The sequence below is a fragment of the Halobacillus litoralis genome (assembly GCF_009856445.1).
Classification (GTDB): Bacteria; Bacillota; Bacilli; order Bacillales; family Halobacillaceae; genus Halobacillus; species Halobacillus litoralis.
Map to the genome: position 1 here is coordinate 43513 of NZ_WMFA01000012.1, position 17924 is coordinate 61436.

Sequence of the window (17924 nt, forward strand, 5' to 3'; positions counted from 1 at the left end):
TAAAGAGTATCGAGGTTTGTAATTCGAGGTTAACCCCTAGGGATTAGGGGAAAGGTGGAATTAAGAGTTCATGTCAGTCAGGAGGAATTGTGATGTTGTTTTCAGGAACGAAGCTTTCAGACCTTTCGAAAGCCTCTATTATCATTATTTTGACGGGCTTCGCCCTGGTAGGCGGAGCCGTTTATTTTTTCACTGAACTTGCGGCAGAAGTTCTTGAACAGGAGAAATTCATTGTAGACCAAGCAGCTACAGACGTAGTGAGATCTATCACTACTCCGTGGATGGATGCGTTTTGGGGATGGATCACGGAATTGGGGTCTGTTTTATTTATAACCATAGCATCGATCGCACTGCTCATCTTTCTTCTGTTCTTTTCTCCCTTCAGCCGATGGGTAGGTGTTTATTTTGCCATCGTAATGCTCGGCATTAGTGCATTGACTAAATTGCTGAAAGTGACTTTTGAGCGCCAACGTCCAGAAGTGTTGGCGGAGTATGATGGAACTGGTTTCAGCTTTCCGAGTGGACATACAACTGGTTCTGTTGTTTTTTACGGGTTTCTCATTTACTTAATTGTCATCAGTCCATTGAAGAAACAGGTGAAATGGACCATAAATGTAGCGCTGGGGATATTAATTGTCCTTGTCGGTCTTTCTCGGATTTATCTCGGTGTACACTTTTTCACAGATGTCTTTGGAGGCATGCTATTCGGTCTTGCATGGCTGCTCGTTTGTATAGCGGCACTGGAAATCACAATATGGAATCAAAGAAGAAGACAATCCGGGAGTGTTCAAAACCTCGTAAAAGGGAAAACTGAAAGGAAGCAGGAGAAAGGGTGATTCAATCATGTTATATATATTAGTCATATTCTTACCACCATTAGCTGTCTTGTTTACAGGGAAACCGTTAAAGGCGCTATTGAATTTAATCTTAACTTTGATTTTTTATGTCCCAGGAGCGGTACATGCTGCCGTAGTGGTGAAAGGGCATTATGACAGCAAGAAACGTGGATGAAAAAAGCCTGACAACAGAGGTAATGTTGTCAGGCTTTTTCTTTTAAACTCCTCGTTTATTCCCCCAGACAAGGGCATGTACTTGAGGGAGAACGCGCACTTTATTCAGCTTGGATGAGGCGACAACCTGTTCGATGAGCCATTCATATTGGTCAAGGAGGTGACTGGCTAATGTTCCTGCTTCGTTTTCTTCCAGATCATCATTTCCGACTTGTAAAAAGAAGGGGACATGAGGGTATCTTTCATGGACTTCTTCGGCATAGGTCAAGTCATCTTTATTAAAAATCACCACTTTTAAACTCGTGTTCTGAAGGCGTCCAGCGGTTTCCAAACGATACAAGATATCATCCAGAACGTTCCAATCCGTCTTCATTTTAGAGCTGGGTGGTTTAGGAGATATGGTCAGGTCATCAATTTGAGGGAACCATTCCTGCCAACGGCTGCCCTGTGTTTCAAGAGCTACCTCGATTCCTCTTTCATGGAGAGGAACGATAAGCTCATGGAGATTTTTTAAAAGGGCAGGGTTACCACCGGATATCGTAACATGATCGAACTGATCTCCACCCGTTTTGATCAGTCGAGTCACAATTTCTTCTGAAGTTAACCGTTCGATGTCATGCTTGGCGCTTCCGTCCCATGTAAAGGCAGAATCGCACCACGCACAACTGTAATCACACCCTGCCGTACGCACAAACATCGTTTTTCTACCCACCACCATTCCTTCACCTTGGATGGTAGGACCAAAAATTTCGAGAACCGGGAATTTATTCATCTCTCATCCACTCCCGTCTTGCTTCGGCGAAACTCGTCGGTGTTTCATAAAGTTTTACAAACTCAACACGACACTGATTCGGATCGTCTTTCAAAGCATCTTCCATTTTCTCATAAATCCAAACGACCATATTTTCAGCTGTCGTATTCATGTTTGGGAGTGTATCGTTCAAATACCTGTGATCGAGGTGGACCTCAATCTGTTCCTTCCAGATTTTCTTGATATCACCGAAATCAATGACAAGCCCAATATCATCGACTAAGCCGCTGACACCAAAAATCACTTTATACGTATGTCCATGAAGGTTTTTACACTTCCCTTCATAACAGTGCAAGTGGTGAGCAGCATCAAAGGTGAATTCTTTACTGACGAGTACACGTTTTTGATGGTACTTTAACTCGTGACGTTTGATGTCTTGATCTATTTTCTGCAAGTTTTCTACAATCGTGAATCCGTACATTATTCAGCCCCCTCTTTTTCTGCAATATAAGTATGGAGGCCGTTTCTTCGAAGTTCACAAGCCGGGCATTCGCCGCATCCATCACCGCGAATACCATTGTAACAAGTCAATGTTTTCTCACGGACGTACTCGAAAGCACCCAAATCATCAGCCATTTCCCATGTTTCCGCTTTGTCGAGCCACATGAGAGGGGTGTGAATGACGAATTCATCATCCATTGACAAATTCAGTGTTACATTCAAGGATTTTACAAAAACATCACGACAGTCTGGATAACCACTGAAGTCAGTCTCACAGACACCTGTAACAATATGTTTCGCTCCGATTTGACGCGCAAGAATGGTAGCAAAAGACAAGAATAATAGATTCCTACCCGGCACAAAGGTTGAAGGAAGTTCCCCATCTTCGCCATCTTTCACTTCAATATCATCCCTGGTTAACGCATTAGGAGCGAGTTGGTTAAGCAAAGACATATCAAGGATATGGTGACGCACCTGCTGATCATCAGCAATTTCTTTCGCCACTTCAATCTCTTCTTTATGACGTTGGTTGTAATCGAACGTAACGACTTCCACAGATTCGAATTTCTTCAATGCCCAGAACAAGCAAGTCGTACTATCCTGTCCACCGCTGAATACAACCACCGCTTTATTATTTTTTTCCATAAAAAAATTCTCCTTTCATCATCGAAAAAGAGAATTCTACACACCCAAAACCATTAAAAAAACCGTACCTAAGGCAAGGTACAGTTCCATCCTTAGTTTTTTATAGAGGGTGTCGCTAGAACCTCTCCTGCCCTGAAGCAGACTTTATTTAATTTACCCTACTCATCTTAACACGAGAATATGCCCCTGGAAACCCTGACCTATTCAATTACCTGCATCAGCTTTATTAAACAATATGGCAGGATTGTGGAAGACTTGATTTCGAGATGTTTTTTGAGTGGATGGGGGCTCCGGGAAAAGGTTCGCTTTCCGCCCGCCCCATGGAAAGCGAACCTTTTCCCGGAGCCCCTAGAACCACACAACAAAAGTCTCGAAACCGAGTCTTCAAGAAAAGGGAGCGTTTGTGTATGAAGGGGTTATGAAAATGGTAATCTGAAAAACTTTTTATTTGAATGTATTTTATGTGTTGACTTCTGCATATGATTTTGTATAATTATAAACAATTAGTTATAAAAATACATTCATGGACGAAGAAAGTACGTATGAATCTGATCGACAGCGAGCCGGGGGCGGTGGAAGCCTGGTGACGGATTGATACGGAAACGCACTTCTGAGATGTTCGGTGAAAAGAGTAGCCAGAACCGGGAGCCCCCGTTATCAGCTTCGAGTTGGTCTGATATACAGACAATGAGAGTGGCACCGCGGATGATTCAAAATCCGTCTCTTACCCCAGGTAGGAGACGGATTTTTTTATGGACAATAATTGAGGAGGTTATTCATATGACAAAACCAAAAGTAGTATTAGCTTATTCCGGTGGATTGGACACATCGATTTCTGTAAAGTGGATCCAAGAAAAGTATGGGTATGATGTCATTGCTTTAGGATTGGATGTCGGTGAAGGGAAAGACTTGGAAACGATTCGTAAAAAGGCGCTGGATGTAGGAGCAATCAAAGCAATTATGGTAGATGCCAAAGAGATATTGGCTGAGGAATACTTGATGCCGGCTTTAAAAGCGAATGCGCTGTATGAAGGGAAATATCCATTATCTTCTGCTCTATCTCGTCCGCTCATCTCTAAACTGCTCGTTGAAGTGGCAGAGCAGGAAGGGGCGGTTGCTGTCGCTCATGGTTGTACAGGAAAGGGGAACGATCAGGTCCGTTTTGAGGTTTCTATCCAAGCGTTGAATCCTGATCTTGAAGTTATCGCCCCTGTTCGTGAATGGGGAATGACACGTGATGAACAAATCATTTACGCAGAAGAGAAAGGGATACCGGTTCCTGTCAATCTTGAAAACCCATTCTCTATTGATGCAAACATCTGGGGACGTGCTTGTGAGGCTGGAGTCCTTGAAGATCCTTGGAAAGAAGCTCCAGAAGCTGCATATGCCTGGACCAATCCAATTGAAGAGACTCCCGATCAGCCGGAGACCATTGAGATTGATTTCATTGAAGGAAAGCCTGTCTCATTAAACGGTGAGAAAATGGATCTTGTGCCTTTAATTGAGTACTTGAACGAACTTGGTGGCAAGCATGGGGTTGGCAGAATTGATCATACTGAAAATCGTCTGGTAGGAATTAAATCAAGAGAAGTTTATGAAAACCCTGCAGCAATGATTTTAATCAATGCCCATAAAGAGCTGGAATTTTTGACACAAACAAGAGAAGTTTCCCAATATAAAGCAAGTGTGGATCAGCAGCTTTCCAAGATCATATACGATGGTTTATGGTATTCCCCACTACAACCGGCTCTATCTGCATTCATTGACTCTACGCAGCAGGTCGTCACCGGTACGGTGAAAGTGAAGTTGTTCAAGGGCCACCACACCGTGATTGGTAAGAAATCACCGGTAAGTCTGTATAATGAAGAGCTATCCACCTATTCAAAAGAAGATGCGTTTGATCACAATGCCGCTGTCGGGTTCATTAAGTTATGGGGATTGCCGACGAAAGTACATGCGGACGTTCATAAAGGAGAGAAGTTACTGGATCAAGCGGTGGTGAGCCAGCATGACTAAATTGTGGGGCGGTCGGTTTACAAAGCCTACAAATAAGTTGGTGGAAGAGTACACCTCTTCCATCAACTTTGATCAAAAACTTGCGCTTCAGGATATCGAGGGTAGTATGGCTCATGTGGAAATGCTTGGTGCCTGCGACATTATTCAAATGAACGAAGTGATTCAAATAAAGGAAGGGTTACTTGCGATTCAAGAGAAAGTGAAGAATGGGGACGTCACCTTTTCTGTGGAGCATGAAGATATTCACATGAATATAGAAAAATTGCTCATTGATGAGATTGGACCTGTTGGTGGAAAGTTGCATACCGGCAGAAGTCGGAATGATCAAGTGGCCACAGACATGCACCTTTATTTACGTGAAAAAACAAAAGGATTGATGGAGCTTGTAGAAGCCGTTCAATCTTCCCTGGTTGAACAGGCGGAAAATCATGTGGAGACGATTCTACCAGGTTACACCCACTTGCAGCGCGCTCAGCCCGTCTCGTTTGGTCACCATTTAATGGCATATTTTTGGATGTTTGAAAGAGATAAGGATCGTTTGCAGGATAGTTTGAAGCGGGTCAACTGGTCTCCGCTTGGAGCTGCGGCTCTTGCGGGGACACCTTATCCAATTGATAGACAAATGACATCGGATGCTTTAGGGTTCGATCAGCCTTATCCGAATTCATTAGATGCTGTCAGTGATCGTGATTTCATTCTTGAGTTTTTATCTGTTTCTTCTATTATGATTACACACATTTCACGTTTGTCTGAAGAGCTGATTTTGTGGGGAAGCCAGGAGTTTCAGTTTGTTGAATTGGATGATGCTTTTTGTACGGGGTCAAGCATCATGCCTCAGAAGAAAAACCCTGATGTACCTGAACTTCTCCGTGGAAAAACAGGTAGGATCTATGGCCATTTGATGGGATTGCTTACATTGCTTAAAGGACTGCCTCTCGCTTACAACAAAGATATGCAGGAAGATAAAGAGGGGATGTTTGATACAGTTGAAACCCTTGAAGGAGCATTATCGCTGCTGGCCCCGATGCTTGCATCAATGCAGGTCAAAGGGGATCAAATGAAGAATGCTGTCAATGAAGACTATTCGAATGCCACAGATATCGCTGATTATTTGGCCGTCAAAGGAATGCCGTTCAGAGAAGCGCATGAAGTGATCGGGAAAATTGTTTTGTATTCAATTCAACAAAAGAAATACTTGTTGGATTTAACCTTGGAGGAATACCAGGATTTTTCCTCGCTCTTTGAAGTGGATATTTTCGAAAAACTGAACCCGAATCAAGTCGTGGCTGCACGGAACAGTGAGGGTGGAACAGGTTTCGATCAAGTGCGAAAGCAAATTCAACTCGCAAAAGAACACCTCTCTTAATAGAGGTGTTTTTTGTATGTCCGCATCAAGAAGGAGTCAAAGGTTTGAAAAGCCGAAGGGAAGGATAATATAACCATACCACCTTATAGAGAGAGGGATGATCGTATGGCAAAAACCATTCAAGCTTATTTTTCAACTGAAAATGATGCAGAAAGTGCAAAAGCATCGTTACAACCTTTATCGGTCGAGCAGGATACAGTAGAAGCAATCCCTGAGGATACAGATATGACTCCAATTGTTCCTGTGGCAGGATCAACGAATTCCGGGGGAGGAACATTCAACTTTACAGAGGTTGTCTCACCTAAACATGACAAGGATAGTGCACTTTCTGATAAAAAGCATTTAACTCACGTGCTTCATTTTTCTATTAAAGAAGAAGAGTACGATCGAGCTGTTGAAGTGATCAAGGAGCACAATGGTCATATGGACAAAAAAGACTTTTAAAAACAGCTACCCCCTGCGAAGACATTTAAGCCCGCAGGGGGTTTGCAGTGGAAAGTGACAAAGTGGTCAAGCGTTGATGCTGAGTACGTCTACATGTATAAACTTGCCAAAAAAATCCCTATCGCTTCCTGGTAGATTTCATCAAACTGTTCGAGGGGGAGAGGGTTTACCCCCAACCCTAATTCTACAGTAAATCCCGGTTGCCGAAATTCCTGAATAAACCAATCCTTATAGCCTGAAAAGCTATCTACATAACGGATGGGTTTGTATCCGCTTACTCTTTCAAACTCATTGACAATCGTCATGGCACGAGGGGGTTCAAGTCCTTCGTACCCCCAATAAATCACTTCTCCTTGTGTGTGGAAAGCCAACATTTTTTCAAAGTTACGGGCACCCGCAAGCTCAGCCATGGCAACTGTCTCAGGCTCTGTTAACGGTTGGTAACCAGGGAAGTCCCTTGGTGCAGGGGAAGTCGGTTTCCTTGCAGCATCCACTTCCCATTTAGCTGGATACTGATTATTTAAATCCACTCCCCGTATATTTGCTTTCCATCCGGAGAAATCAGTATTCCCATCATTGATGCTTAATGCCAACTCTCCAAATTCCCCATCAGGTGGTCCGTTCAGAACGAGATCAACGCCATCAGGATCAACCATAGGAACAATGGAAAGTGTCACTTCATCGTAAAAAGGATGAATTTCTAACCCTCGAATGGTCTCTTTATTAGTTAAAGCAAGCAAGTAGTCATTTAAAAATTGCATGATGACGGCAGTGGTAATCCATTCATTTGCATGGAATGAACCATTCCAATGAACTACTTTCGGACCACGGCCGATTTGAAGTTCTACAAGATTTTTCCCCATCACACTATTTCCAATCGTCTGTCTCCTAATGAATGGATATAATTCGTAAAGTTCATTTAAATCATTTGTTAATACATTAAAGTCATAAGGGCGGTTTCCATCGACGACACGATACGATATTTGAACGGGTAGGGATAAAATCCCACCGATTTGCAGCATTCTAGGATTGACAGAAGGATTTAACAATGCGATGGCGTCCAAAGAGATTCGACGCTCACTGGCAATTTTCCAAAAGGTATCGCCAGCTTGTACCCGGTACTGGCTCGTTTCATAGCCAGGGATGCGAATGGTTTGTCCGATCTGAAGAGAAGATGGTCCCGTTTGTGGATTCGAATCTATGATTAAATCCAACGGTACGTTGAAAAGGTTTGAGTAGTACCACAGGGTGTCGCCACTTCTTACTTTAACGTCCATAGGAGCCCCCTTTTATAACAGTCCTTTTTATAACTATATGGAAAATGGCTGAATTGATGAACAAACATCTCTCAATCAATTTTCACGAATCCTAACATAACGATCCTTTTTCAGGTACAATAAAGGAATGGCCATATTCAACGAGTTGGCAGGATAGTTGAAGGCTCAGTTTCGAGACTTTCGTTGAGTGGATGGGGCTGCGGGGAATAACTCGCTTTCCGCGAGAGGCTCACCGCCCGCCACATGGAAAGCCAACCTTTTCCCAGAGCCTAGATCCACACAATCGTCTCGAAACTGAGTCTTCCACTAAAGGGAGCCTATGCGGAATGAATGTCGGATTTAATTTTATTGAAAGTAGTGAAAAATAGATGAAACCATTTGAAAAATTAGGAATATCGAAAGAGTTGACCGAAAAACTGAAGCGGCAGGGGATTGCCTCGCCGACTCCTGTTCAGGAACGTGCGATTCCGCCTTTAATGGATGGAAAAGATATTATTGCTCAAGCTCAGACAGGAACGGGGAAAACTTTCGCCTTTGTATTGCCGATCTTAGAAAAAATTGATCCATCTTCTGAGGCAGTTCAAGCAGTCATCATCACTCCTACGAGAGAGCTTGCACTGCAGATTACTCATGAAGTGAACAAGCTTAAAAATGAGGAAACTCATGTGCTGGCGGTGTATGGTGGTCAGGATGTAGCAAAACAAGCGAATAAATTGAATGGCAAAGCCCATGTAGTCATCGCAACTCCAGGTCGTTTATTGGATCATTTAAGACGGGAAACTGTAGAACTGACTCATATCCATCAGTTGGTCATCGATGAAGCCGATCAAATGCTGGAAGCAGGGTTTCTCCCAGATGTGCAGGATATTATCAGTCAGTGCGGGTCAGAAAGGCAAACGATGTTATTCTCAGCGACAATCACCTCACAAGTCCATTCATTAGCAAAGAAAATCACACATGACCCAGAACGGATTGAAGTAAAAGAGGAAAAAGTGACGGTCTCCAATATTAAGCAACTGTTATATGAAACGACCGATCGAGCAAAACAAGATTCTCTTATCCAAATTATGAGTGAACACAGACCATTTCTTGCGGTCATTTTCTGTAGAACTAAGCGCAGAGCGAAAAAGCTGAATGATGCGCTGACTGCCAAAGGATATGAATCAGATGAGCTGCATGGAGATCTTTCTCAAGCCAAAAGGGAGAAAGTGATGCAGCGATTCCGTGATGCTAAAATTCAATATCTTGTTGCTACAGACGTAGCAGCCAGGGGACTCGACGTAGAGGGCATCACTCACGTTTTCAACTATGACATTCCCCAGGATCCTGAAAGTTATATCCACCGAATCGGCAGGACTGGGAGAGCTGGTGGCAAGGGATTGGCGATTACTTTTGCCGCGCCTAAAGATAAGCCAGCGCTTAAACAAATTGAACAGCACATCAAACAAAAGTTAGAAAGAAGATCTATGGAGAATCTTTCTTTAGGAAAAAGAGATAAAGAGGAAGAAAAAGCGCCCCGCCCTAAAAAACGAAGAAGATAAACGAAACCAGAGTCGCTTCTAGACTCTGGTTTTTTGCTGGTCTTTTATCAGAAAAAAATTACTGTTTAAAAAAGAATAACATTGAGGGGAGTTTTGAAATATGATACATTATAAACATAATTCCGAGTTAACGCATTGGAATTATAAATAATGAGGAGAGATGAAATTTATGGGGATGGAATTCGTCGACCTGTTCAACCAATGGGCAAGTTCATATGACGATACAGTAGCTGGTAAAGATCCGGAATATCGTGAAGTGTTTGAAGGGTACGATGAAATGTTGGAGCGTTTAGCCGAGCTTTCCGTATCCCCTGTCATGGAATTCGGAGTGGGTACAGCAAATTTGACGAGGAAGGTGATCGATCAAAACAAGGTCGTACTTGGGATTGAGCCATCTTCTGAAATGCGGAGAATCGCTAAAGTCAAATGCCCGGAAGCTGCTATCTATGATGGAAACTTTCTGGAGTATCCGGAACTCTTAACGCCTATCCGGTCCATTATCAGTTCATTCGCTTTTCATCATTTGACGACTAGTGAGAAAGTTGAAGCTATCCAGAGCTTTCGAGATCGTCTTGAAGATGAGGGGGAAGTAGTTTTTATAGATACCATCTTTAAAGACGAGGAACATAAACAACAGCTAATCAAAGCTGCCGAAAAACAAGGGTTTTTAAATTTAGCACAGGATTTGCAGGAAGAATACTACCCATTTCTAGAAGAACTAAGAGAGATGTTTGTCCTAAACGGATTCGAGGTAACTTTTGAACAACTAAACAAATACGCCTGGCTCATTCAGGCGAAAAAAGGAGAATGAACCTATGCCAAAAATGAACGTTGAAAGCTTTAACCTTGACCACACGAAAGTCAGTGCGCCTTACGTACGTTTAGTAGGAGTGACCGAAGGAGAAAAGGGAGACAAAATTTATAAATACGATCTTCGTATCAAACAGCCGAACCAGGAACATATGGATATGCCGGCCCTTCATTCCCTGGAGCATTTGATGGCAGAAAACAGCCGAAATCACCATGACCGAATTGTGGATATTGGGCCGATGGGCTGCCAGACAGGTTTTTATATTGCCATTCTTAATGACGATAGCTATGAGAACGTGCTGAATGTCATTGAGAAGACTCTTCAAGATGTGTTGGAAGCAAACGAAGTTCCTGCATGCAACGAAGTCCAGTGTGGATTTGCTGCAAGTCACAGTCTGGAAGGCGCACAGAAACTGGCGAAAGAATTACTTGAAAAACGTGAAGAATGGACGGAAGTTTTTCAATAACTAACGGGAGTTGAGGATGCGATGGGTTACGTGAAGAATATACAATCACTAATTGGTCAGACACCGATGATCGAACTCACTCATTCCGAAATCCCGAATCAAGCTAGAATTTTTGCCAAGCTTGAATTCATGAACCCAGGCGGTAGTATCAAAGACCGCCTGGGTTTAAAACTGATTGAGGATGCGGAAGAACGTGGATTATTAAAGCCTGGGGGGACGATTATTGAACCCACGGCGGGTAATACAGGAATTGGTCTTGCGCTGGCTGCGATTGGAAGAGGAATCACCGTCATTTTTGTTACACCGGAAAAATTCAGTCAGGAAAAACAGACCCTGATGAGAGCACTAGGGGCAAGAGTCGTAAATACTCCTACTGAAAAAGGAATGAAGGGTGCCATAGAGAAGGCAGAACAACTGTGTAAAGAAATCCCTCATTCTTTCAGCCCTCAGCAGTTTCATAATCAAGCGAATCCAGAAGCTTATTATGAAACCCTCGGGCCGGAAATTTATAAGGATATGGATGGAGATTTTGATATTTTCGTCGCTGGTGCTGGTACTGGTGGGACATTTATGGGGACTTCCCGGTATTTAAAAGGTCGAATGGAGAATGTCAAAACCGTAATCGTTGAACCGGAAGGCTCCATTTTAAACGGAGGAGAAGCTGGACCACATCGTACAGAAGGCATAGGGATGGAGTTTATTCCTTTCTATATGGACGTTGATTATTTTGATTCGGTTCATACCATTTCTGATGAGCTAGCTTTCCGCCGTGTGAAGGAGCTTGCTTTAAAAGAAGGTTTGCTCGTAGCCAGTTCATCTGGATCGGCCTTTGAAGCTGCGTTGAGAGAAGCCGAACAGGCGAAGCCGGGAGCAAAAATCGTAACCATTTTTCCAGACAGTAGCGAACGTTATTTAAGTCAAGGTATATATGAGGAGTGAGGATATGAGGAAGAAAACACAGCTGATCCACGGGGGGATCACAGGGGATGAAAAGACTGGAGCTGTAAGCGTCCCTATTTATCAGGTAAGTACTTACAAGCAAGACGGAGTCGGTCAGCACCGAGGATATGAATACTCTCGAACAGGAAATCCGACGCGTTTTGCATTGGAAGAACTAATCAAGGATTTAGAAGGCGGACACAAAGGTTTCGCTTTTGGATCAGGTATGGCCGCCATAACAGCAGTCCTTATGACTTTTAATCATGGAGATCATGTGATTTTCACCGACGATGTGTATGGTGGAACGTATCGTCTTGTATCTAAGATCATCAACCGTTTTGGACTAGAAGCAAGCTTCATTGATACAAGCGACGTGGAAAATATTAAATCAGCCATCACCGATCGTACAAAAGCGATCTATGTGGAAACACCTACCAATCCGTTACTTAAAGTGACAGACTTAGAAAAAGTGTCTGATCTGGCTAAGGAAAAAGACTTGACGTTTATCGTTGATAATACCTTTAGCACGCCATATTGGCAAAATCCGATTGAACTAGGTGCGGATATCGTCTTGCATAGTGCCACCAAATATTTAGGAGGACATAGCGATGTCGTAGCTGGTCTCGTCGTTGTAAACAATGAGCAGTTGGCGGAAGATGTCCACTTTGTATTGAATTCTACAGGGGGAGTTTTAGGACCTCAGGATTCGTGGCTCCTTATGAGAGGAATTAAAACACTTGGGATCCGCATGGAAGAAATTGAGGAGAACACTCGTCAGTTCGTAGAGTTTCTGCAAGATCTCACGGAAGTGACAGATATTTATTACCCCGGCCTCGACCAGCATAAAGGAAGCGATATACATCAAAAACAAGCGCGTGGTAACGGGGGGATGATCAGCTTTGATGTCGGCAGTGGAGAGAAAGCGGACCAGGTTCTCCGGAACGTAAAATATTTCACGTTGGCAGAAAGTCTTGGGGCTGTAGAAAGTCTCATTTCAGTCCCTGCAATGATGACTCACGCTTCTATTCCTAAAGAGCGACGTGCAGAACTGGGTATTACAGATGGACTCGTCCGCGTATCCATTGGCCTTGAAGATATTGAAGACCTTAAAGAAGACTTTCTCCAAGCCTTAAGAAAATAACCGCGGAAAGGAGCACTACATCAGTGCTCCTTTTTTTCCACAAACGCTCCCTTTAGTTGAAGACTCAGTTTCGAGACTTCTGTTGGGTAGATGGGGCTGCGGGGAATAGCTCGCTTTCCGCGGGAGCGCGGTGAGCCTCCTCGGACTGCGTCCTGTGGGGTCTCACCAAGCACTTTTTTCCCGCAGGAGTCTCGCCATTCCCCTCCGCCCCTTTACCATAGAAGGTTCTCGAAACCACTTCTTTAATAATCAGCTATTCTGTGTGAAGAGAGTATAAGGATAATACTCCCAAGTCGAGGTAATTGAACCCTGAAAGCTTGATACAGAGCGTTTTCTGCCTACAACAATCAGGAAAGTGGGAGACCTTCCAACTTGGTATAAGGGTTCGTTATCCCCTTCATCAAATGGGGTGGTTGGGAAGCTGCGAGACTCCCGTGGGAGAAAGGAGATCGGCGAGATCCCGCAGGGCGTAGCCCGAGGAAGCTCGGCACTCCCCCACAGGAAAGCGAGTAGCTTCCCAGCCACCCCTAACGCTAAGCTAAGCAAACGACCCCCGAAAAGTCTCGAAACTGAGTCTTCCACAATCTTGCCATTTACTTTAATATGAGTGCCTTTTGCATAGCTCATTCACGCCTGAGCCACACTAAAAAGGAAATTCAATCAGGAGTGGAAAAACAATATGGATTATACTCATTATAAAAAACAACTGGAAGATCGAAAAAGAGAGATCGAGCAGCGCTTAATGGACAATGACCATTACGGGTTGGAACGTGGTTTTGCAAGTGACATGGCATCGGGTGAATTGTCACAATATGATAACCATCCAGCCGATTCAGGAACCGAACTATATGAAAGAGAAAAAGATATCGCCTTGCTTGGCCATTTAAAAGAAGAATTGTCTGACATTCAATATTCCCTTAAACAAATGGATAAAGGAACTTATGGAATTTGTGAGGAAACGGGAGAGCAAATTCCTAAAGAGCGATTGGAAGCTATTCCTACCGCAAGAACAATTGCTTCGGCGTCCTCCAACCAGGATGTTTCCATGGATCGGCCAGTAGAAGAAGAGGTTCTTTCGGATTTAGAAGCTAATTATGGAAGGAATCATGATGATCCTGAATATAATGAGCAAAATGCGTATGAACAGGTCGCATCATTTAATCAAAGCAGTATGACGTATGATGGTTCATCTCTAATGGACAATGAGGATGGCGTGGGATATGTAGAGGAATTTGAACCGTTTGTTTCTACAGATATGAACGGTTATACAGGTCCTGATGGAGTTAGCTTTCAACGCAATGAACATTACGATAAATATATGGATAGTCAGGACGAAGCGGAAGACTCATACTGAAGCAAAAAACCTGAGAGTAAATGAAATACTCTCAGGTTTTTTATTAATATCCTACTTCAATAGCTGCGTTCACGATGTACATCAGATCATTCTTATCTTCTTTATCTTCTAGTACAATTCCGCTTGTTGTCAGCATACCGCCTTCCATCACTATGATTTTCACATCACCGTAAGGGATGGCTTTTTTCACTTCCTCATGGTCCAGTTGATCGAAATCGCATGGAAGAGCGAGCTTGACGGTAATCTTCATATTATCTAAGGATTGTTCTGGTAGAACAGAGCGGATTCCTGGCATGGAATTGGTATGTATAGCATTTTTGATAGCTCTAATTGAAGCTTTTGTCACATCCTGACCATGTACATCTGTTCCCATTCCTGTCTGAATAAACATCAAATGATCCATTAATATTCCACCTTTTCTTTTTCTTCATCATACCATAATGTAAAAAACGGCTTCTTTGATTTGCCTGACACAATTGCTTCTTCATATAAAAAGTCAGGGCACTCCCTGACTTTTTAAATCTCAATACCCAACTTCCACAGCGGCATTGACAATATACATTTGATCGTTATGATCTCCTTCTTCGTTTAAAGTGATGCCGCTTGTCGTGCGCATTCCGCCATCCATCAACTTAATTTCAACCTGTCCATATGGAATCTTTTCTTTTATTTTCTTGTGGTTTAGTTCATCAATATCCTTAGGCAAGGCTAGTTTAACAGTGGTTTTCATATTCTCCATCGACCTTTCAGGCAATGCTTCCTGAACTCCTGGCATAGAATTTGAGTGGATCGCATTTTCAATCGCGCGAATAGATGCCTTTGTTATATCCTGACCATGCACATCAATTCCAGTACCTGTCTGAATGAAAATAATTTGATCCATTAGATAAACCACCTTTCGGAAATAATATTTGATCCTTTATTCATTGTTTAACACGTAAAAAATGAAATGAAACATGAAGAGTGTAAAGGCAGAGGAAGGAATAACCAGAGTTCATTGACACAATATTCTGTTTAACTGTATAATCTAATAACATAATCATAAAACATACTATTTCTATAGGAATTATAATGATGAGGGTGTGGCATATTGTTTTTAAAGATGGAGGAAGTTGGAAAGACCTTCAATGATAAAGAATCTGGTGGTTTTGAGGTCTTTTCTGAAATCGATTTGAATATTGAAGAAAACCAATTCGTTTCACTCCTTGGGCCTTCCGGTTGTGGGAAATCAACACTTCTTTCAATGGTTGCAGGCTTGGAGGATGTGACATCAGGATCCATAAAGTTGGAGGGGAAAGAAATCAAAAAGGCGGGGCCTGACCGTGGGATGGTCTTTCAGCAACCGTCGCTTTTTCCATGGCTGAATGTAAAGGAAAATGTTCTTTTTCCTTTGAAAGGGCATGGGGCAAAAAACGAGATAGAGGAACGGGCGGATCGATTTTTGCAGATGGTCCACCTCAGCAGGTTCAAAGAAAATTATACCCATGAACTTTCTGGAGGGATGCAGCAGCGGGTAGCGATTGCAAGAGCACTTGCCATGGATCCTAAAGTGCTGCTCATGGATGAACCTTTTGGTGCCTTGGATGAACAGACGAGACACATTCTTCATGAAGAATTGATGAAGATTTGGCAGGAAACCCAAAAAACAATCCTGTTCGTGACCCACAGCATTCAGGAAGCGATTAAATTATCTGATCGAGTCGTTGTGATGGGGACGCGGCCGGGGCGGATCATCGCTGACTTTTCCATAGACCTTCCACGCCCTAGGAAGCGGGATGATGAAAGAGTCATCGAACTTGAGCGAAAGGTCATGGATCTACTGGAAGGTGAAATTAACAAAGTATTGAGGGAAGAACTTCATCATGAAGCTAGCTATTAAAAGAATTGGATTTTTAGTTGTCGTTTTAGGATTGTGGCAGTTGGTTTACTCTATAGGTGTATTTGAAGATATTGTTTTTCCATCACCGATCCAAGTAGGTGGTGCCCTATATGAAGGATTTGCTGATGGGGACTTCATAAAGGCATTGGGTGCAAGTTTTCGTCACTTATTTATGGGTTTGTCACTTGCCATCCTGTTTGGAACGGTCATTGGCGTCCTGCTGGGGAAATCGAAGCAGGCAGATGAAACAGCAGGCATGTACCTCATTGCTTTGCAGAGTATTCCGAGCATTGTTTGGGTGCCACTTGCCATCATGCTATTCGGTTTTTCTGAATTTGCCGTGGTATTCGTCGTGGTCCTCGGTGGTACATTCGTCATGGCACTGAACGTACGGACAGCAATTTATAGCGTCCCCCCGCAATTGGTACGTGCAGCGCGAACGATGGGAACCAATGGGATTCCCTTGTTTTTCAGAGTAGAAGTTCCATCAAGTATTCCGTATTTTATGACAGGTCTCAGACTAGCCTGGGCTTTCAGTTGGAGAGCTCTGATGGCTGGAGAGTTGTTAAGCAATGGTCCTGGATTGGGATACTCTTTACGATACGCTCAGGACTACGCGCGTATGGATCAAGTGGTTGCCATTATTATTATCATTGGTGTCATCGGTGCAGTAGTCGATCAAGTTGTCTTTTCTAAGCTAGAAAGAAATGTAAGGAAACGCTGGGGTTTATTGAAATCATAGATAGGAGATGAGAAGAAATGAAAAAGTGGTTATCGATTGTTTTTCTTGCTGTCATGAGTTTGGTGCTCGCGGCCTGCGGTAGTGATGCGGGAGCGAATGCTGATAATGCTGACAGTACAGAAGAAATTACCATTGGTTATTTCCCGAACATCAACCATGTAGCAGGTATGGTGGCAGAAACGAAGGATTTGTATTCTGAAACTTTGCCGGACGGAACAAAAGTGAAGTATCAATACTTCCCTGATGGCTCGTCGTTCATGACAGCTATAGAAACGGGGGAAATCCAGGGAGGATTAGTCGGTCCTGGACCAGCAATGAATCACTTTACAAGTGGAGCAGAAATAAACGTGGTTGCAGCAGGATCTACAGGTGGGACAGTAATTATGGCCAGAGAAGGAGCGGATATTGAAACTCCTGAAGACTTAGCAGGTAAAACATTTGTTTCTCCAAGAGTAGGGTGTACACACGATGTACAATTTGAAACGATGATGAAAGAGGAATTCGGTTTGACCTCCGACCGCATTGATGGAGAAATGAAGCACGTGACAGGGAAGCCTGCGACTTATGCAAGCTTGTTTGAAACAAAAAATGTTGATGTTGCGACTGTACCTGAACCATGGGCCTCTTCTATAGAAGAACAAGGAAGCGGTAAGGTCCTTGTTGATACACCAGAGGTTGCTTTTGGGGAAACCTTGCCAGCAGCCGTGTTCGTTACTTCTCAAGAACTGGTGGATGAGAATCCTGATATGGTGGAAAGCATTGTAGAAGCCCACAAAAAAGCGACAGACTTTATAAATGAAAATCCGGAAGAAGCAAAACAGATCGCTATTGATAAAATCAAAGACATTACGGATCAAGAACTATCTAAAGAGGTCATTGACCGCGCCTGGGAGCGTATCGATTTCACGTATGATGTGAATGAAGAACACCTCCAGAAGTTCGCTGATTCTTCCTATGACCTTGAGTTTTTAAAAGAAAAGCCGGACTTGACTGGTTTAGTGGACACAAGCTTTCTTGATTAAAGAAGGAAAGAGACGGGAA

The 17924-nt window shown here is 43.1% G+C and carries 20 protein-coding genes, 1 riboswitch and 1 other annotated feature; of the genes, 14 read left to right on the forward strand and 6 right to left on the reverse strand.

The genetic code is table 11. The annotated features are described in order from the left end of the window. Window positions 1–92: 92 nt before the first annotated feature. Entirely contained in the window at window positions 93–836 is a 744-nt protein-coding gene (locus tag GLW00_RS18055; RefSeq protein ID WP_160916421.1) for a phosphatase PAP2 family protein, read from the forward strand. 7 nt (window positions 837–843) lie between these two features. Further along, the gene (locus tag GLW00_RS18060; RefSeq protein WP_146818851.1) at window positions 844–1011 is read left to right on the forward strand and encodes a YqaE/Pmp3 family membrane protein; all 168 of its coding nucleotides are present in this window, start codon (window positions 844–846) and stop codon (window positions 1009–1011) included. Between the two features lie 42 nt (window positions 1012–1053). On the opposite strand, the gene queE is transcribed toward GLW00_RS18060, so the two are convergent. The 3 genes from queE to queC are packed head-to-tail and all read right to left on the reverse strand — an operon-like array spanning window position 1054 to window position 2907. Next, complete coding sequence (gene queE, locus GLW00_RS18065) at window positions 1054–1782, reverse strand: 7-carboxy-7-deazaguanine synthase QueE (RefSeq protein WP_160916422.1); 729 nt, start codon at window positions 1780–1782, stop codon at window positions 1054–1056. Continuing rightward, window positions 1775–2242: a 6-carboxytetrahydropterin synthase QueD gene (queD, locus tag GLW00_RS18070; protein ID WP_160916423.1), complete on the reverse strand. Its 468-nt coding sequence runs from the start codon at window positions 2240–2242 to the stop codon at window positions 1775–1777. Before queD ends, queE begins: the two co-directional genes overlap by 8 nt. Further along, the gene (gene queC, locus GLW00_RS18075) at window positions 2242–2907 is read right to left on the reverse strand and encodes a 7-cyano-7-deazaguanine synthase QueC (protein ID WP_160916424.1); all 666 of its coding nucleotides are present in this window, start codon (window positions 2905–2907) and stop codon (window positions 2242–2244) included. Before queC ends, queD begins: the two co-directional genes overlap by 1 nt. Window positions 2908–2993: 86 nt before the next feature. Beyond that, a riboswitch (PreQ1 riboswitch) is annotated at window positions 2994–3038 on the reverse strand. Between the two features lie 384 nt (window positions 3039–3422). Next, window positions 3423–3635 (forward strand) — a binding site (T-box leader). Window positions 3636–3687: 52 nt separating this feature from the next. Here queC and GLW00_RS18080 point away from each other — a divergent pair. The 3 genes from GLW00_RS18080 (at window position 3688) to GLW00_RS18090 (ending at window position 6733) form a co-directional block, all read left to right on the forward strand. Next, window positions 3688–4923: an argininosuccinate synthase gene (locus GLW00_RS18080; protein ID WP_160916425.1), complete on the forward strand. Its 1236-nt coding sequence runs from the start codon at window positions 3688–3690 to the stop codon at window positions 4921–4923. Beyond that, window positions 4916–6289, forward strand: coding sequence for an argininosuccinate lyase (gene argH / locus GLW00_RS18085; protein WP_160916427.1), 1374 nt, complete (start codon window positions 4916–4918; stop codon window positions 6287–6289). Before GLW00_RS18080 ends, argH begins: the two co-directional genes overlap by 8 nt. Window positions 6290–6394: 105 nt before the next feature. Continuing rightward, window positions 6395–6733 (forward strand): hypothetical protein, encoded by a 339-nt coding sequence (locus GLW00_RS18090; protein ID WP_160916429.1) that lies wholly within the window; start codon window positions 6395–6397, stop codon window positions 6731–6733. An 89-nt stretch (window positions 6734–6822) separates the two neighbouring features. On the opposite strand, the gene GLW00_RS18095 is transcribed toward GLW00_RS18090, so the two are convergent. Further along, window positions 6823–8010, reverse strand: coding sequence for a M14 family metallopeptidase (locus tag GLW00_RS18095; RefSeq protein WP_160916431.1), 1188 nt, complete (start codon window positions 8008–8010; stop codon window positions 6823–6825). A gap of 368 nt (window positions 8011–8378) precedes the next feature. Here GLW00_RS18095 and GLW00_RS18100 point away from each other — a divergent pair, with 368 nt between their 5' ends. The 6 genes from GLW00_RS18100 to GLW00_RS18125 all read left to right on the forward strand — a co-directional run bounded on the left by GLW00_RS18100 (window position 8379) and on the right by GLW00_RS18125 (window position 14262). After that, on the forward strand, window positions 8379–9551 hold the full coding sequence (locus GLW00_RS18100; protein WP_160916433.1) for a DEAD/DEAH box helicase: 1173 nt from the start codon (window positions 8379–8381) through the stop codon (window positions 9549–9551). 169 nt (window positions 9552–9720) lie between these two features. Then, entirely contained in the window at window positions 9721–10362 is a 642-nt protein-coding gene (locus GLW00_RS18105; RefSeq protein ID WP_160916434.1) for a class I SAM-dependent DNA methyltransferase, read from the forward strand. 4 nt (window positions 10363–10366) lie between these two features. After that, complete coding sequence (locus tag GLW00_RS18110) at window positions 10367–10828, forward strand: S-ribosylhomocysteine lyase (RefSeq protein ID WP_160916436.1); 462 nt, start codon at window positions 10367–10369, stop codon at window positions 10826–10828. 21 nt (window positions 10829–10849) lie between these two features. Continuing rightward, complete coding sequence (locus GLW00_RS18115) at window positions 10850–11767, forward strand: PLP-dependent cysteine synthase family protein (protein WP_160916438.1); 918 nt, start codon at window positions 10850–10852, stop codon at window positions 11765–11767. Window positions 11768–11771: 4 nt separating this feature from the next. Further along, on the forward strand, window positions 11772–12908 hold the full coding sequence (locus GLW00_RS18120; protein ID WP_160916440.1) for a bifunctional cystathionine gamma-lyase/homocysteine desulfhydrase: 1137 nt from the start codon (window positions 11772–11774) through the stop codon (window positions 12906–12908). A 679-nt stretch (window positions 12909–13587) separates the two neighbouring features. Then, window positions 13588–14262: a TraR/DksA C4-type zinc finger protein gene (locus GLW00_RS18125; protein WP_160916442.1), complete on the forward strand. Its 675-nt coding sequence runs from the start codon at window positions 13588–13590 to the stop codon at window positions 14260–14262. A 43-nt stretch (window positions 14263–14305) separates the two neighbouring features. On the opposite strand, the gene GLW00_RS18130 is transcribed toward GLW00_RS18125, so the two are convergent. Both GLW00_RS18130 and GLW00_RS18135 read right to left on the reverse strand, forming a co-directional pair. Beyond that, window positions 14306–14665 carry a Lin0512 family protein gene (locus GLW00_RS18130; RefSeq protein WP_160916444.1) on the reverse strand — a complete coding sequence of 120 codons (360 nt, stop codon included), beginning with the start codon at window positions 14663–14665 and terminating at the stop codon, window positions 14306–14308. 120 nt (window positions 14666–14785) lie between these two features. Next, window positions 14786–15145: a Lin0512 family protein gene (locus tag GLW00_RS18135; RefSeq protein WP_160916446.1), complete on the reverse strand. Its 360-nt coding sequence runs from the start codon at window positions 15143–15145 to the stop codon at window positions 14786–14788. A 207-nt stretch (window positions 15146–15352) separates the two neighbouring features. On the opposite strand from GLW00_RS18135, the gene GLW00_RS18140 reads away from it, so the two are divergent. The 3 genes from GLW00_RS18140 to GLW00_RS18150 are packed head-to-tail and all read left to right on the forward strand — an operon-like array spanning window position 15353 to window position 17905. Then, window positions 15353–16141, forward strand: coding sequence for an ABC transporter ATP-binding protein (locus tag GLW00_RS18140; RefSeq protein WP_202412565.1), 789 nt, complete (start codon window positions 15353–15355; stop codon window positions 16139–16141). Further along, window positions 16125–16883: an ABC transporter permease gene (locus tag GLW00_RS18145; RefSeq protein WP_160916448.1), complete on the forward strand. Its 759-nt coding sequence runs from the start codon at window positions 16125–16127 to the stop codon at window positions 16881–16883. Before GLW00_RS18140 ends, GLW00_RS18145 begins: the two co-directional genes overlap by 17 nt. Before the next feature lie 17 nt (window positions 16884–16900). Then, window positions 16901–17905, forward strand: coding sequence for an aliphatic sulfonate ABC transporter substrate-binding protein (locus GLW00_RS18150; RefSeq protein ID WP_160916449.1), 1005 nt, complete (start codon window positions 16901–16903; stop codon window positions 17903–17905). Window positions 17906–17924: the final 19 nt, after the last annotated feature.